The organism is Paenibacillus sp. FSL E2-8871 (assembly GCF_038000345.1).
GTDB lineage: Bacteria > Bacillota > Bacilli > Paenibacillales > Paenibacillaceae > Paenibacillus_AQ.
This window is the reverse complement of record NZ_JBBOBV010000001.1, coordinates 6015038-6029448: the sequence shown is the minus strand read 5'-3', so window position 1 is coordinate 6029448 and position 14411 is coordinate 6015038. Positions and strand designations below refer to the sequence as shown.

The 14411-nt window shown below is 44.4% G+C and carries 14 protein-coding genes; 4 read left to right on the top strand and 10 right to left on the bottom strand.

The genetic code is table 11. The features are described from left to right. Positions 1–93 precede the first annotated feature (93 nt). On the top strand, positions 94–1311 hold the full coding sequence (locus tag NYE25_RS27095; protein ID WP_042185600.1) for a sugar efflux transporter: 1218 nt from the start codon (positions 94–96) through the stop codon (positions 1309–1311). 29 nt (positions 1312–1340) lie between these two features. Here the strand turns inward: NYE25_RS27095 and NYE25_RS27090 are convergent, their stop codons facing one another. The 5 genes from NYE25_RS27090 to cysT form a co-directional block, all read right to left on the bottom strand. Continuing rightward, entirely contained in the window at positions 1341–2132 is a 792-nt protein-coding gene (locus tag NYE25_RS27090; protein WP_341147309.1) for an MBL fold metallo-hydrolase, read from the bottom strand. Between the two features lie 208 nt (positions 2133–2340). Further along, on the bottom strand, positions 2341–3408 hold the full coding sequence (locus tag NYE25_RS27085) for a sulfate ABC transporter substrate-binding protein (protein WP_341147308.1): 1068 nt from the start codon (positions 3406–3408) through the stop codon (positions 2341–2343). 223 nt (positions 3409–3631) lie between these two features. Then, the gene (locus tag NYE25_RS27080; RefSeq protein ID WP_042124940.1) at positions 3632–4696 is read right to left on the bottom strand and encodes a sulfate/molybdate ABC transporter ATP-binding protein; all 1065 of its coding nucleotides are present in this window, start codon (positions 4694–4696) and stop codon (positions 3632–3634) included. Between the two features lies 1 nt (position 4697). After that, the gene (locus NYE25_RS27075) at positions 4698–5495 is read right to left on the bottom strand and encodes a sulfate ABC transporter permease subunit (protein ID WP_149645170.1); all 798 of its coding nucleotides are present in this window, start codon (positions 5493–5495) and stop codon (positions 4698–4700) included. Further along, positions 5492–6307, bottom strand: coding sequence for a sulfate ABC transporter permease subunit CysT (cysT, locus tag NYE25_RS27070; RefSeq protein WP_076284086.1), 816 nt, complete (start codon positions 6305–6307; stop codon positions 5492–5494). Before cysT ends, NYE25_RS27075 begins: the two co-directional genes overlap by 4 nt. Positions 6308–6513: 206 nt before the next feature. On the opposite strand from cysT, the gene NYE25_RS27065 reads away from it, so the two are divergent. Then, on the top strand, positions 6514–6915 hold the full coding sequence (locus NYE25_RS27065) for a secondary thiamine-phosphate synthase enzyme YjbQ (RefSeq protein ID WP_042185590.1): 402 nt from the start codon (positions 6514–6516) through the stop codon (positions 6913–6915). 141 nt (positions 6916–7056) lie between these two features. Here the strand turns inward: NYE25_RS27065 and NYE25_RS27060 are convergent, their stop codons facing one another. The 3 genes from NYE25_RS27060 to NYE25_RS27050 all read right to left on the bottom strand — a co-directional run bounded on the left by NYE25_RS27060 (position 7057) and on the right by NYE25_RS27050 (position 9762). Further along, positions 7057–7638, bottom strand: coding sequence for a TetR/AcrR family transcriptional regulator (locus tag NYE25_RS27060; protein WP_076284085.1), 582 nt, complete (start codon positions 7636–7638; stop codon positions 7057–7059). 4 nt (positions 7639–7642) lie between these two features. Beyond that, entirely contained in the window at positions 7643–8275 is a 633-nt protein-coding gene (locus NYE25_RS27055; RefSeq protein ID WP_341147307.1) for a YigZ family protein, read from the bottom strand. A 131-nt stretch (positions 8276–8406) separates the two neighbouring features. After that, positions 8407–9762 (bottom strand): glucose-6-phosphate isomerase, encoded by a 1356-nt coding sequence (locus NYE25_RS27050; RefSeq protein ID WP_042185583.1) that lies wholly within the window; start codon positions 9760–9762, stop codon positions 8407–8409. Between the two features lie 234 nt (positions 9763–9996). On the opposite strand from NYE25_RS27050, the gene NYE25_RS27045 reads away from it, so the two are divergent. Then, the gene (locus tag NYE25_RS27045; protein WP_076298279.1) at positions 9997–10896 is read left to right on the top strand and encodes an NAD(P)-dependent oxidoreductase; all 900 of its coding nucleotides are present in this window, start codon (positions 9997–9999) and stop codon (positions 10894–10896) included. A gap of 179 nt (positions 10897–11075) precedes the next feature. Here the strand turns inward: NYE25_RS27045 and ppnP are convergent, their stop codons facing one another. Further along, positions 11076–11393, bottom strand: coding sequence for a pyrimidine/purine nucleoside phosphorylase (ppnP, locus tag NYE25_RS27040; RefSeq protein ID WP_341147306.1), 318 nt, complete (start codon positions 11391–11393; stop codon positions 11076–11078). Positions 11394–11426: 33 nt separating this feature from the next. Then, on the bottom strand, positions 11427–13469 hold the full coding sequence (tkt, locus tag NYE25_RS27035; protein WP_042185576.1) for a transketolase: 2043 nt from the start codon (positions 13467–13469) through the stop codon (positions 11427–11429). A 302-nt stretch (positions 13470–13771) separates the two neighbouring features. On the opposite strand from tkt, the gene NYE25_RS27030 reads away from it, so the two are divergent. Beyond that, positions 13772–14404: a hypothetical protein gene (locus tag NYE25_RS27030; RefSeq protein WP_042124922.1), complete on the top strand. Its 633-nt coding sequence runs from the start codon at positions 13772–13774 to the stop codon at positions 14402–14404. Positions 14405–14411 lie beyond the last annotated feature (7 nt).

Below are 14411 nucleotides of genomic sequence, written 5' to 3'. Positions count from 1 at the left end.
AGCCAAATCGTATATATATTGTTGCTGTCTTTTTCATGTATACTAGAACCAGTTTGACTATCTTAACAAAAAATAGAGGAGTAACTTCACAACATGATCAAAAGACTTACTGCACTATTTTCAATTCCCTCTTATGCCTTACTCTTTTTATGTATGCTACTTCAGGGAATGGGGATTTCACTCAGTTCACCCTTCTTATCCATTTATTTCACGGAACAGCTTGGCGTATCTGTCGGATTGTTTGGTGTTTTTCTAGCCACCACGTTAATTGCCGGAATATGGATCAGTACACTAATCGGGAGACGCTCTGACCTTGGCTTAAATCGAAAAAACATTTACCTTGTTGCCACACTCTGTAATGCGCTGGCATATAGCGGGTACTTGCTCATTCAGGATTTCACAATCTTGTTCATCTACATGATTGTGTTCACCGCCCTCGGTGCACCAGGGATGCCTCAATTGTTCGCCATTGCTAGAGAAGCAGTGAATAAGAGCAATTTTACGGATACTGCGTTTGCTAATTCTACCTTGCGTTCTGCTTTCTCTCTCGGCTTTATTACAGGTCCTTTAATCGGCACCCTGCTAATCGCTGCTGTTGGGTTTAAGGGGATTTTCACGGGTACGATCGGAGTATTCCTGCTTGTTGCCTTACTCGTTTTCTTCTTTCTCAAATCAAATACAGTTACAGAGCTGAGCAGCAACAAGGCTGAAGTAAAAGTAAAAACTTTCCGGCTCAGTCAGAACCGCAATATTCTGCTTCCTTTTCTGATTCTGATACTCATGTATGTAGCTCACTGGACGAGCAGCATCAATACGGCCCTCTTTATTACAAATAATCTAGGGGGATCGACAAGCGATGTCGGTCTAGTCAGCAGTATATGTGCTGCGCTGGAAATTCCGTTTATGATTATGCTCGGTCTACTCAGTGCGAAGTACAGTAACCGAGCCTTGATGATGTGTGGGGCCATTTTAGGAGGAGCATATTATCTCGTTGTCATTTTCTCAGGCGAGATGTGGCAGATGCTTGCAGCCCAAGTTTTACTCGCCGTTTTCGTTGCTGTGATATCAGCAATTGGCATTAGCTACATCCAGGATCTGCTCCCAAACATGCCTGGGTATGCATCCACGCTTTACTCTAATTCATCCACGATCGGTAGACTGATTGGGAGTCTTGTTGGCGGGGGCTTAGCCAGTATTGTAGGTTACCGGTATTCATTTGTGCTCTGTTTTATACTCATCATTGTTTCATTAGTCATGCTTGCGGTAAGCGGACGTCACCCTTTAAATGAACCAGAACAATTAACTGTTTAATCCGTTTATTTCTACTTGCCCATTCTCTTCTAAAGTGAAGAGAATGGGTTTTTGTATATTGGAATTCTCATACCTGTCTGGGCTAGAGTAACGTTCTCCGGTAAAATATATGCTTCTCTCATATCTACATCATGCGACATATGGGTATACACTGCCTTTTTAGGCTTCACGATTTGCAGTAGCTCCGCTGCCTCCGTCATGTCGTACACAGAGCGAGAGGATAGCTCCGCCGCTTCGTAATAGAAGCTTGTACCAAGGACCAGCAAGTCCGCTCCATGCATCAGGCGTGTCTCCTCAGCCCCAAGAGATATGGAATCAGGACAATACACCCATGTATAACCCTCCTTCTCTAGCCGAAAGGCGTACGAATATCCATTCTTACCATGGTTTACTTTCCAGGTATCTATCTTCCAGCCGTCCAGTTCTATCCCTTCATCACAGGGAATCATCTCGATGTGATTTCGCAGCCAAGGGTATTGCCGTTCGATAATAGGAATAACTTCTGCTGGAGTATAAAGTTCACCCTTAATGCCCGTCCATCGACAAGCATCTGCCCATTCCGGTAGCCCACCAATATGATCAAAATGAGCATGCGTCACCAGCAGTCTTCGCATATTCCGAACTCCCTGCGCCTCCATCTGACGTCGCCAATCTGGCCCACAATCAATCACTAGAAAGTCACTGCCATTATCTATAAGTACAGAGGAACGCAGCCTTGTATTGCTCCCATGCTCCCTTGCTTCTGTGCAGGTCTCGCAGCTGCAATATATCCGTGGGACACCCATGGCATCCCCAGTACCCAAAAACACCAACGTATCCATAATCTATCTCTCCTTCAGTTCCCATCAAGGAAGTCTTAAATTATCATATGTCTATCTTAAAGATGCTCACCAAAATATCCCCACAAAGTGGAGCTTTGCTTCGATGCGTACTCAGGTACTTTGCGGGGGCCCCAATATATACTTTCGTCAAAAAAGTCATCCCTTAAGCAGTAGCCCTGCTAGGATGACTCTATTTTTACACCTCTACCTATATTCCGGCAAGTACCTGATACCAAATCCCCCGCTTGGAATAAAGCGTACTTCGCACCTCATCCCAGCCACCTAAATAATTGATATCGAAGAGACCCGCTGGATCGGGGTAGCGGCTTTTGTTCTCCGCATAGACCTGTTTATCTACGGGACGAAAGCCATATTTTGCAAAGATCTCTTGTGCCTGCGGGTTCATCAAGAAATCAACTAATGCTTCTGCTGCCGCGCGTGTCCCATGCTTATCCGCATACTTCTCTACGACAGCCGCTGGGTTCTCAATCAGCATTGTATTTTTAGGAATAATGACTTCATATTTAACACCCTGAGCTATCCGGGCCAGCAGTTCATTCTCATAGGTGACAATGACATCACCCACTCCATACTCGAAGGCAGCCATAGATGCACGTCCGCTCTTATCCAAAGACTCCACATTGGCATGTACACTTTCTAAAAAAGCTTTCGCTGCTGCTGGATCCTTAATGCCCTCTTGCTCCTCTGACAGCTTCAGACCAGCCCCATAGATCGCGTTAATATCCCACTGCGCACCACCGGATGTTTTGGGATTTGGGTATAACACTTTAATCCCTGGCTTGGCTAAGTCCGCAAAATCGCGAATTCCTTTGGGGTTTCCCTCACGGGTACCAAGTGCGACTACCGAACGTGTCACCATGCCTTGTTCCCCCTGCTCTTTCCACGTTGGCGCTACGAGTCCAGCCTTAACCAGCTTCTCGACATCACCTTCCATGGCTAGCAGTGTAACATCCGCTTCGAACCCGCCTACGATTGCACGTGCCTGTGTTCCGGAAGCTTCATAGGACTGCTGAAAACTAATCTCCTGTCCAGTATCCGCTTTCCACTGCGCTGCAAATAACGGCAAAATATCTTCCATCGCATCCTTAGCCACACTGTATGCGCCAACGACCAGCGTAACATCCCCTTGCTTCGAAGGATCTGCCATCGTCGTAATCGCCTTCTCATTCCCGCAACCGACTGCTGCCAGCGTAAGTATGGCCAGCATTAGGGCAGCAAAACATCCGTGCAGTTGTCTGCTCCTTTTGAAATTCATTGCGGCCCACATCCTTCGAGATAATGATTTTAATATTTCCTTGAAAGTAGCTCTTTGGCTGAACTTAAAATTCAAGTAACCGACGTTCGGTATTTGCCGTAATTACGCAGAATGTTTGGACTTCCACTTCATTACTTCATACCTTCACATCAGTTCCTCTAATCCTAGCTCATCACATTCGTTACTTACAAAAAAATTGAAAATCATTTTATTTATTTTTATATTAAATAAATATCGGCATCGGATCTTCTTTCAGGTTGTTCTCCTGGATCCAGCTTCGCTCATCATTAAACAGGTAGGCGCGGTGCACAAGAACTGAGATATCCTGTCCCGGCTGCAATGTTTCTTTCTCCAAGGAACGATAAGTGACCAGCTTATGACCATTAACTTCAACCTCAACGAGCCATTCACTTCCACGGAAATGCAGATGCTTTACGACGCCTTTTTCTGTAGCTGAAGCCATCTTGAACTCATGCAGGTTACCAACTTCAATATACTCAGGACGAATAAGTGCTTTGGTAGGCTTACCGTCTCCAGCGCCTTTAAAGCCCTTCACCTCAGAAGCATCTTCAATCAGTGTCGACTCCCCGATAAAAGTTGCCACAAATGGTGTTTTAGGCTCCTTATAAATATCCCAAGGTGTACCCTTTTGTTCCAACTGCCCTTGGTTGATGATCATAATCTCGTCCGCGACTTCAATCGCTTCGTCTTGGTCATGCGTTACGAAGATGGAAGTGATGCCAACACGCTCAATCAGCTCACGTAGCCAAGCGCGCAGCTCCTGACGGATCTTCGCATCAATAGCTGCAAACGGCTCATCTAAGAGTAATAGCTGTGGTTCAGGCGCGAGTGCACGAGCAAAGGCCACACGCTGGCGTTGTCCACCAGATAGCTGATGCGGATAACGCTTCTCGAAGCCTTTTAACCCCGTAAGCTCTACCAGTTCCATAACACGATCACGAATGGCGGTTTTGCTGGCCTTTTTAACTTTTAATCCAAAAGCAATATTATCAAAAACAGTCATGTGCTTAAATAATGCATAGTTCTGAAAGACAAAGCCGATCCCGCGCTCTTGAGGAGGAAGATTGTTAACTGTCTGACCATGAAAAATGATCTCGCCATTATCCGGTGTCTCCAGCCCTGCGAGCATACGAAGAATCGAAGTTTTACCGCCACCACTCGGGCCGAGCAGTCCGATCAGATGACCTTTTGTAATGGTGAAATTGACGTCCTTGACCGCATGAAAATCTCCAAAATGCTTATTTAATCCCCGCACTTCAACATGCATATTACTGCACTTCCTTTCTTCTCTTGGTCCATTCCATCAATAACAGTAGACCTGCGGAAAATGCAGCCAGAACTAGCGCTATTCCTCCAGCAGCCGTTACATTAAAATTCTCAACATCCTGATAGACTAGCGTCGTCGCCGTCTGGGTTTTGTTCATAATGTTACCCGAGACCACGAGCACTGCCCCGAACTCACCTAGTGAACGAGCCACCGTAAGGATGACCCCATACACAACCGCCCAACGAATCGAAGGCCAAGTCACCTTCCAAAAAATTGTCCAGCCACGAGCGCCCAGTGTAGAAGCAGCTTCCTCCTGCTGTGAACCAATCTCCTGAAGCACCGGCATTACCTCACGCACCATTAAAGGAAAGGTTACGAACAAGGTAGCAATGATCATTCCGGGAATCGCATAGACGATCTTCAGCCCAATCCCTTCAAAAATCGCACCCAAGGCGCTATCCGGACCCAGCAGCAGGACAATCATCAGCCCGCCAATGACAGGGGACACAGCATAAGGCAAATCAACAATACTGTTAAGCAAGCCCTTTAGACGTCTATTTATCCAGTTCGCCCGGACAAGATACAGCGCCATCATAATTCCGAACAACGTATTTAATAACGTAACTACGATCACAACAAGCCCAGTCATCATAAGCGCATGCAGCGCTTCAGGCCTAGTCAGAGCATCCCAGAAACCACCAAATCCTTCACTAAAAGCACCTATAGCCATTTTCCCTAGCGGTGCAGCAATTAGCAGAAAAAACACCAAGTAGGTGAGTCCGATCCACAATTTTCTCATGAGCGTCTCCCCCGCATCTGCAGCATATTAATGAGCCAAAGAATGAGAAAAGATAAGGTCAAGAGAATGACAGAAACCGCTGCTGCGGAAACCGGATTATCACTTTCAACTTCACCAAAAATAAAAACAGAAGATACGAGTGTACGACCTGGAATATTGCCTGCTACGAGGACTACAGCGCCGAATTCAGCAAGCGCCCGCGAGAAGGCGAGCATTCCACCGCTGATCATCCCAGGAGCCATAGAGGGGAGAATAACATGCCAGAAGACTTTAGTTCCCTTGGCACCCATTGTATATGCCGCTTCCTCTTCGGAAGGATCAAGTTCCTCCAGCAAGGGCTGAACCGCTCGAATCACGAAGGGAAAGGTTACGAAGACCATAGCAATTACGATTGCCGGTTGATGAAAAACAATTTCAAAACCAAGTGCTTCTGCAGCCTTGCCGATAAGACTACCAGGTCCGAGCAAGAGCAAAATCATCAAACCACCAACTGCCGTCGGCAGTGCAAATGGTAAATCCACAAGACTATTAAGCAATGCTTTACCAATGAATTGATAACGAATAAGAACCCAGGCAATCATTGTTCCTAAAAAGACATTAATTAAAGTAGCGATGATCGCCAGTTTTAAGGTTAACAGCACCGACTTCCAGGCAATCGGGTCGCTTATGCTTTCCACAAAATTACCGAAACCCAGTGAAAAAGAGTTGTAATAGACCCCAAGTATAGGCAACACAATCAATACTACAAAATAGAGCAAAATTGTAGTTCGGAAACCCCAAGTCCAACCTTTGTGTCTAAGCAGCGAATTCAATGATTTTGCCCTCCCACCTCCGGATAACCGGTCGGTATACTAACCAACATCTCCATTAATTATTCCTATTTATATACTTGGTTTTATATTATTACTACTTTACCAAATCCTTCTCGTTGTCGTCAATTACTTTCAAGTGAATTTGGGGTAAAATATATATAACAAAGGTTAGGAAAAAGTGGCACATCACAGGAAGGGGAATGATTATGCTGCATACACTGGAGATTACTACAACGAAACGGGATGAATTACGGGATATTACTCGTGAAGTCATTTCTTTTGTGAAAAAAAGCGGGGTGCGTAGCGGGGTGATCGTAGTTTATTGTCCACATACCACCGCAGGAATTGCAATCAATGAGAATGCAGATCCTGATGTGAGGCATGATGTTCTGATGCGTTTAGATGAAGTCTACCCTTGGGAGCATCCGAAGTATCGACATGCTGAAGGCAATACTGCCTCCCACCTTAAGTCTATTACATCCGGACCTTCCCAGAGCATAATCATCCATGATGGCGAACTATTACTTGGACGTTGGCAGGGTATTTATTTTTGTGAGTTTGATGGACCTAGACGTAGACAATGTTTCTTAAAAATTATTGAGGGATAAACGATGAATGGCCGCTTCCGTTATTGCTACGGAGCGGCCATTAAAATATAACTAGAATTAAACATTACTTTGACCAAGCAGAGAAGTAGTGTTATACCAATGCACAGCTTTAAAGTGTGAACTTATAAAAAAAACAGCATGTTAAAGGCTGCGACATAAAACCTTGATATGAGCTGATGCTGCCTCTTTTACATCCTCAAATGATACTTTATCTTGGATATAATAAGATATAAATCCGTGAGCGGATAAGAACAAGGTTAGCGGCACGTTCTGCCAATCCTCGGACACATATCCCTCTTCCTTCATATGACGGCGTACAATACTTGAGAATAAATCAAAACATCGTCCCTGCTCTGCCCTACAATAAGCCAGCAGCTCTTCATCACGAATCATGAACATAATTTCATACTGATAAGGATGATCTATTCCAAACCTTATAAACTCCATAATTAGCTGCTCTACTCGAGTCATACCCTCTTCAGGTGGCTTATTCATTACTTGACCAAGCAAAGTAGCCACATGATTAAAATCTTCGACAACAATGGCGTAGAACAATTCCGCCTTCTCTTTGAAATGATAATAGAGAGAGCCGTGGCTGTACCCCAAATGTTGACCGATGCTTCGCATTGAAATCGCTCGATACCCTTTGGTAATAAACAGATGCCTAGCGGCCTCTAATATTCTTTCCCTCGACAACTCCTGCTCCACTGCTCTCCTTGCCATATACCTAATCCCCTTCGCTGTAGTAAATCCGCCGCCCTTCTGTTACCAAGGCTTGCCCTTGGGTTAGATCTGTTATCCATGCCATAAATGCGTCTCCCTCATCATTTCGCGGTAAACATAACAACGTTACTTTATCGGTGAACAAAGTCTCGCCGGTCTGAATACCCCTTCCCCGAAGTTCGTTCTCAACCTTGCCTAGCCAAGTGTAATCAATTTCTACGAATACCTCTCGTCTTAGCACACGGGTGATTACTTCTCCTACTTCAAGCGCAAGCACTGCCCCATCCGTATAAGCTCTAATCAGCCCTCCGGCACCCAGCATAATGCCTCCGAAATAACGGGTAACAACAATTGCGACATTTTTAACTCCCTGGTTGCGAATTACTTCCAAAATCGGTTTGCCGGCTGTTCCACTCGGCTCCCCGTCGTCCGATTGCCTCTGGATTTCGTCTCGCTCCCCAATCACATAAGCAGAACAGTTATGCGTTGCGTCCCGATGTTTCTTCTTGATGTCTTCGATAAACAACAATGCTTCTTCTTCATTCTCAACTGGCATAACATGACCAATGAAGCGAGATTTGCGGATTACGACTTCCTTAGAACCGGAAGATCGCACCGTTCGATATTGTTCTAACATAATTATTCCAGTCCTTATATACATATGATGTCTTCATATAATGTCAGGAGCAGCCCCGGTATTGGATTACCTATGGACTGCTCCTGGTGACTTACACTAGTATGAATGGTCTCTAAATTACTGCTGCAATACTATTCTGTAAGTCTTGCTTCCAGCTCTGCCTTTTCTTTTTCGTAACCCGGTTTGCCAAGTAGCGCAAACATATTTTTCTTGTATGCTTCAACGCCTGGTTGGTCGAATGGGTTAACACCGAGCAGGTAACCGCTGATGCCGCAAGCTTTTTCAAAGAAGTAAACCAAATAACCAAATGTGTATGGTGTTTGATCAGGAATAGTAACGATAAGGTTAGGTACTTGACCATCTGTATGCGCAAGCATTGTACCTTGGAAAGCCTTCTTATTTACGAAATCCATAGTCTTTCCTGTTAAGAAGTTCAAGCCATCCAGATCATCAGGATCGTTCTCAATGGTCACATGATGAGCCACTTGATCTACTTGGATTACCGTTTCAAAGATATTACGGTTACCTTCTTGGATAAATTGACCCATGGAGTGTAGATCCGTAGAGAAATCAACGGAAGAAGGATAAATTCCTTTGAAATCCTTACCTTCGCTCTCGCCAAACAATTGTTTCCACCACTCCGATACAAAGTGTAAGGAAGGCTCATAGTTCACGAGAATTTCAGTTGTCTTACCTTTGCGATACAGAGCATTACGAACTGCAGCATATTGATAAGCTTGGTTAGTAGCTACATCTGGATTATTGAACTCATCCGCAGCGGCAGCAGCACCTTGCATCATCTCTTCAATGTTAATACCTGCTACAGCGATTGGAAGCAAGCCTACAGGTGTCAATACGGAGTAACGTCCGCCTACATCGTCTGGAATGATGAAGGATTCATAACCTTCTTCAGTAGCCAATTTCTTAAGGGCACCTTTTTCCTTGTCTGTAGTAGCGTAAATACGTTTGCGAGCTTCTTCTTTACCATATTTCTTCTCCAGCGCTGCGCGGAAAATACGGAAAGCAATGGCTGGCTCAGTCGTAGTTCCTGATTTGGAGATTACGTTCACGGAGAAGTCTTTGCCTTCTACTAAATCAAGCAAATGCGTGATGTATGTAGAACTGATGTTATTACCAGCGAAATAAACTTCTGGAGTTTTGCGCTTATCTTTAGAAAGGTTATTGTAAAAAGAATGCGAGAGCGCTTCAATCGCTGCGCGTGCTCCCAGATAAGAACCACCAATACCAATTACAATCAGTACTTCGGAATCGCTCTGGATCTTCTTTGCGGCTTGCTGAATGCGTGCGAATTCTTCCTTATCATAAGCTGATGGAAGATCAATCCATCCAAGATAGTCGGAACCTACACCAGTCTTATTATGCAACTGTTCGTGCGCTAACTTAACTGGAGCGGCAAGGTTGTCAATTTCTTGTTGGTTGAAGAAAGTAAGGGCTTTGGTGTAGTCAAAATTAATCTTCTTAGACATCGGTAATGGAAACCTCCTGTTTATCTCTTTAAATTTGAAACCGCTTGTTACAACTTTATAATTAGGATACTTTAATTTGCCTTGACTGGCAAGGTCTTAGGGCACATCCCGGGCTTTAGAACCAAGTTTTCGAAAGTTTCATGGAAGCGTTTCCCGCATCATTAGGCATGGCTGAGCTGTGGTGCTAGCCTAAGTGCCGTGATAGAATGAAGAAAACGGAAGGTGGCTATACAAATGAAACAAATCGGTTTTATCGGACTTGGAACAATGGGAGCGCCAATGGCTTCCAACTTGCTTCGTGGCGGCTTTCAGGTGACGGTGTACAACCGTACAGCAGCTAAATGTAAACCTCTTGAAGCAGAAGGTGCCCAGACTGCCCTTACGCCACGTGCCGCCGCTGAAGGTAAGGATGTTATTATTACCATGATCAGTAATGATGATTCGGTTCGTGAAGTGTTTTATGGTCAGGATGGTATTCTTGATGCACTTAAGCCAGGCGGCTTAATTATTGATTCCAGCACAATTTCTCCAGGACTAGTTCACGAAATTGCCACTGCTGTAGAAGCTCGAGGTGGACATTTCCTTGACGCGCCAGTGACCGGAAGCAAGCCGGCAGCTATTGAAGGAACCTTGGTGTTCATGGTTGGCGGCAGTGCTGAAGTTATAGAACAGCATCGCGATATATTCGATACTTTGGGCAAAAAGCTGATACATATGGGTGAGAACGGCAGTGGTGCTGTAGCCAAGCTGGCTCATAATGCTATGGTCGGCATTCACAACGTTGCCCTAGCTGAAGGATTCGCTATCGCTGTAAAATCAGGTGTTCCAGCTGACAAGTTCCTTGAACTAGTGCAGCTTGGTTCTGCGGGTAGCAAACAAGCAGAGCTTAAAGGCCGTAAAATCATAGAAAATGATTTCAGCAATCAGTTCTCCCTTGCATTAATGTTAAAGGATTTGAAGTTAGCCTCCGCCCACAGCGATTTCACAGGCGTCCCTTCTCCAATGCTGGGACTAGCTAAAAGCATGTTCCAAGCTGGGTTTACCCAAGGCTATGGCGACGAAGACCTCTCCGCTGTAGTGAAATGCTATGAAGAGTGGATCGGACAAAAAATGGGTTCTACTGTATCCGAATAACATTTCACTTACTCATGACCGTTTCCACATGATTTCCAATGTGAGAGGCGGTCTTTTTTAACGAATTTCCAATCTAAAAATACGAACGCTTGTTTGCAATAATAATACTAAATTATTCTTTGTAGTGCAAGAAAAAAAGGAAGCCCTGCTTTTCAGCAGAGCTTCCTTTAGTTATGTCTTTATAGAACCGGGTAAGAACAGCAATAATCAGTTACTTCAAATACTTCCAACGCAAATTTTGAGTTGCCAGGGACATTGAACGTTACCGCTCCCTTAATCTCCTGCCATACCTCAGTGCCGGGAAGCAGCACTTTAAGATCGCCGGACAGAATCTCCATAATTTCAGGACCATCCGTACCAAATTCATATACACCAGGCAACATGATACCAAGGGTGACCTTAGTTCCATCCTGCAAAATTACCGTACGGCTTGTTACTTGTCCGCCATAATATACATTGGCTGCTTTTTCAATCGTTGCGTTGTTAAACTGACTCATTACTTGTTCTCCCCCTAATGATTATTCAGTTAATTACAGAAGTGCTTTCACACGGCTAACTACGTTCTCAACAGTAAAGCCGTATTCTTTCATTACTCTGTCTCCAGGTGCGGAAGCCCCGAAAGTAGTGATGCCGAGGATATCGCCTTGATCACCAGTGTAACGTTCCCAGCCAAAGGTTTGTGCCATTTCGATTGCAAGACGAGCCTTAACTCCTGGAAGAATTACGGAATCACGGTATTCTTTATCTTGTTTTTCGAACAGATCCCAGCTTGGCAAGCTGATTACACGAACATCGATACCTTCTTCAGCCAAAGCAGCTTGTGCTTTAACAGCCAATTGTACCTCAGAACCAGTAGCGATCAGTTGTGCTTGTGGAGTGCCATTCTTGGAATCAGAAACAACATAACCACCACGTTTGATGTTTTCACGAACGCCATCAACTGTTCCAGCAAGAATTGGCAAGTTTTGACGAGTCAGAACCAAAGCAACTGGATTCTCTTTGTTTTCCATAGCATAAGCCCATGCTGCAGAAGTTTCGTTAGCATCAGCCGGACGAATAACAGTCAGACCTGGGATGATACGCAGGGAAGCCAATTGTTCGATTGGTTCATGCGTAGGACCATCTTCACCAACTGCAATACTGTCATGTGTCAGTACATAGGTTACTGGCAATTTCATGATCGAAGCCAAACGGATGGCTGGACGCAGGTAGTCTGTGAACACGAAGAATGTTCCTCCGAATACTTTAAGACCCGTGTGCAGTGCAATACCGTTCATTGCAGCAGCCATACCAAACTCACGTACGCCGAAGTAGATGTTGCGGCCATCATAAGATTCTGGTGTGAACGATGTCAAACCATTCAAATGTGTCATAGTGGAACTTTCCAAGTCAGCGGAACCACCTACAAGCTGAGGAACGCCAGCAGTCAGACCGTTAAGCGCACTACCGGAAGCTACACGAGTCGATACTGCCTTATCTTCAGTAGTGTAAGTTGGGAGGTTAGCATCCCAGCCTTCTGGAAGATCGCCGTTGATTACTGTTTCGAACTGTGCAGCAAGCTCTGGATATGCTTTTTTGTAAGCTGCGAATTTGTCATCCCAAGCTTTGTTAGCTGCGATTCCGTTTTTCTTCACTTCTGCAAAATGAGCACGCACTTCGTCAGGTACATAGAAATCTTCTTCGTATACCCATTTGTAGAAATCTTTGGTAAGCTTAGCTTCTTCTGCTCCAAGTGGGGAACCGTGAGTACCGCCATGGCCGCCTTTACCTTGTTTGTTAGGGCTACCATAACCAATTACAGTTTTCACTTCGATCAAAGTCGGTTTGCTAGTCTCAGCTTGAGCTTCAGCAATCGCTTTGGCAATAGCCGGAAGATCATTTCCGTCTTCAACGCGCAGTACTTGCCAACCATAAGCATCAAAACGTTGAGCCACGTTCTCGGAGAAGGAAAGGTTCAATTTACCATCAAGGGAAATATCATTTGAATCATACAATACAACCAATTTGCCCAGTTTCAAATGACCAGCGAGTGAAGCGGACTCGGAAGAGATCCCTTCCATCAGGTCACCATCACCACAAATAGCGTAAGTATAGTGGTCAACCACTTTATGTTCATCTTTGTTGTAGGTAGCTCCCAATTGAGCTTCAGCCATAGCCATACCAACAGCCATACCAATACCTTGTCCAAGTGGACCTGTTGTTGCATCGACACCAGCGGTGTGACCTACTTCTGGGTGACCCGGAGTCAAGCTGCCCCATTGACGGAAATTTTTCAATTCTTCCATAGGAAGATCATAACCACTAAGGTGCAACAAGCTGTACAGAAGCATAGAACCATGTCCTGCGGACAATACAAAACGGTCACGGTTTACCCATGTTGGATGATCAGGGTTGTGTTTCATTGTTTTTGCAAACAATTGGTAGCCCATTGGTGCAGAACCCATTGGCATACCTGGGTGGCCGGAGTTTGCTTTTTCAATGGCGTCAATCGCCAAAGTACGAATCGTTGTAATGGACAGGTTATCTACAGTTGAGTTTTCTTCCTTTTGAATCGCTTGTTCTTGTTCACTCATTTAATAGTTCCTCCTCTGAAATCTCAAGAATGTCATTTTGACTCTTATTGTATCATTAGTGTGGAAGCAATTCCAATTGTTTTTAAAAACTCTTTATTTGAACAGCTTATCTTTTGCAATATCGACGTATTTATATACACACAAGAACTATGAGACAAGCCAGAATTGCACTAGTCTATGGTCTAGTTTTTAATTGCGACTAAAGATTGTTTTACAATGCTCAAATATACAGTAAGATGGAGTTAGTTAAGCATAATTTTCATTCATTACCCAACATTTCCTAGTGGAAAGGAACTTTGAACATGAGTTCGAATAAGGACATCTTTATTGTGCTTACCGGTACAGGTACGGCCTTTAGTGGTTTTATTAAGTGGTTTACAAAAGCCGATCTGAATCATGCTTCGATCGCCTTTGACTGTGAACTGCGGGAGGTATACAGCTTCGGAAGAAAAAAAATGCACAATCCATTTGTGGCAGGACTAATCCAGGAGAACTTTATCGACCCTTTTTATAGCAGTGCTAATTGTTCCATCTATCAGTTGCGTGTTAGCGCTGAGGAATACGATACGATGTACAATCACGTCCAAGGGATGATGCAAAATCAGGAGCGTTATAAATACCATCTTTTAGGATTAATCGGTGTGCTTCTGAATATTAAAATCGATAGAGAAAATGCTTATTTTTGTTCCCATTTCGTTGCCTCTTTATTTGAAGAAACTGCAGTTCAGCCTGTGAATAAGCCTTCCTGCTTCGTTACACCGGAAGATTTCGCGCTTTCACTCTGTGCACATAAGATTTTTACTGGCAAGCTATCCTATTATTTACGTAGAGCTCAGAGAGCCTCTGCGCGCCCATCCTCTTTACCATTACATACTACTTCGGTTGCCGCACGAATGATGCGAATGAATGAAGACCGGACTGAAGGGGTCGTATAAAAGGTTC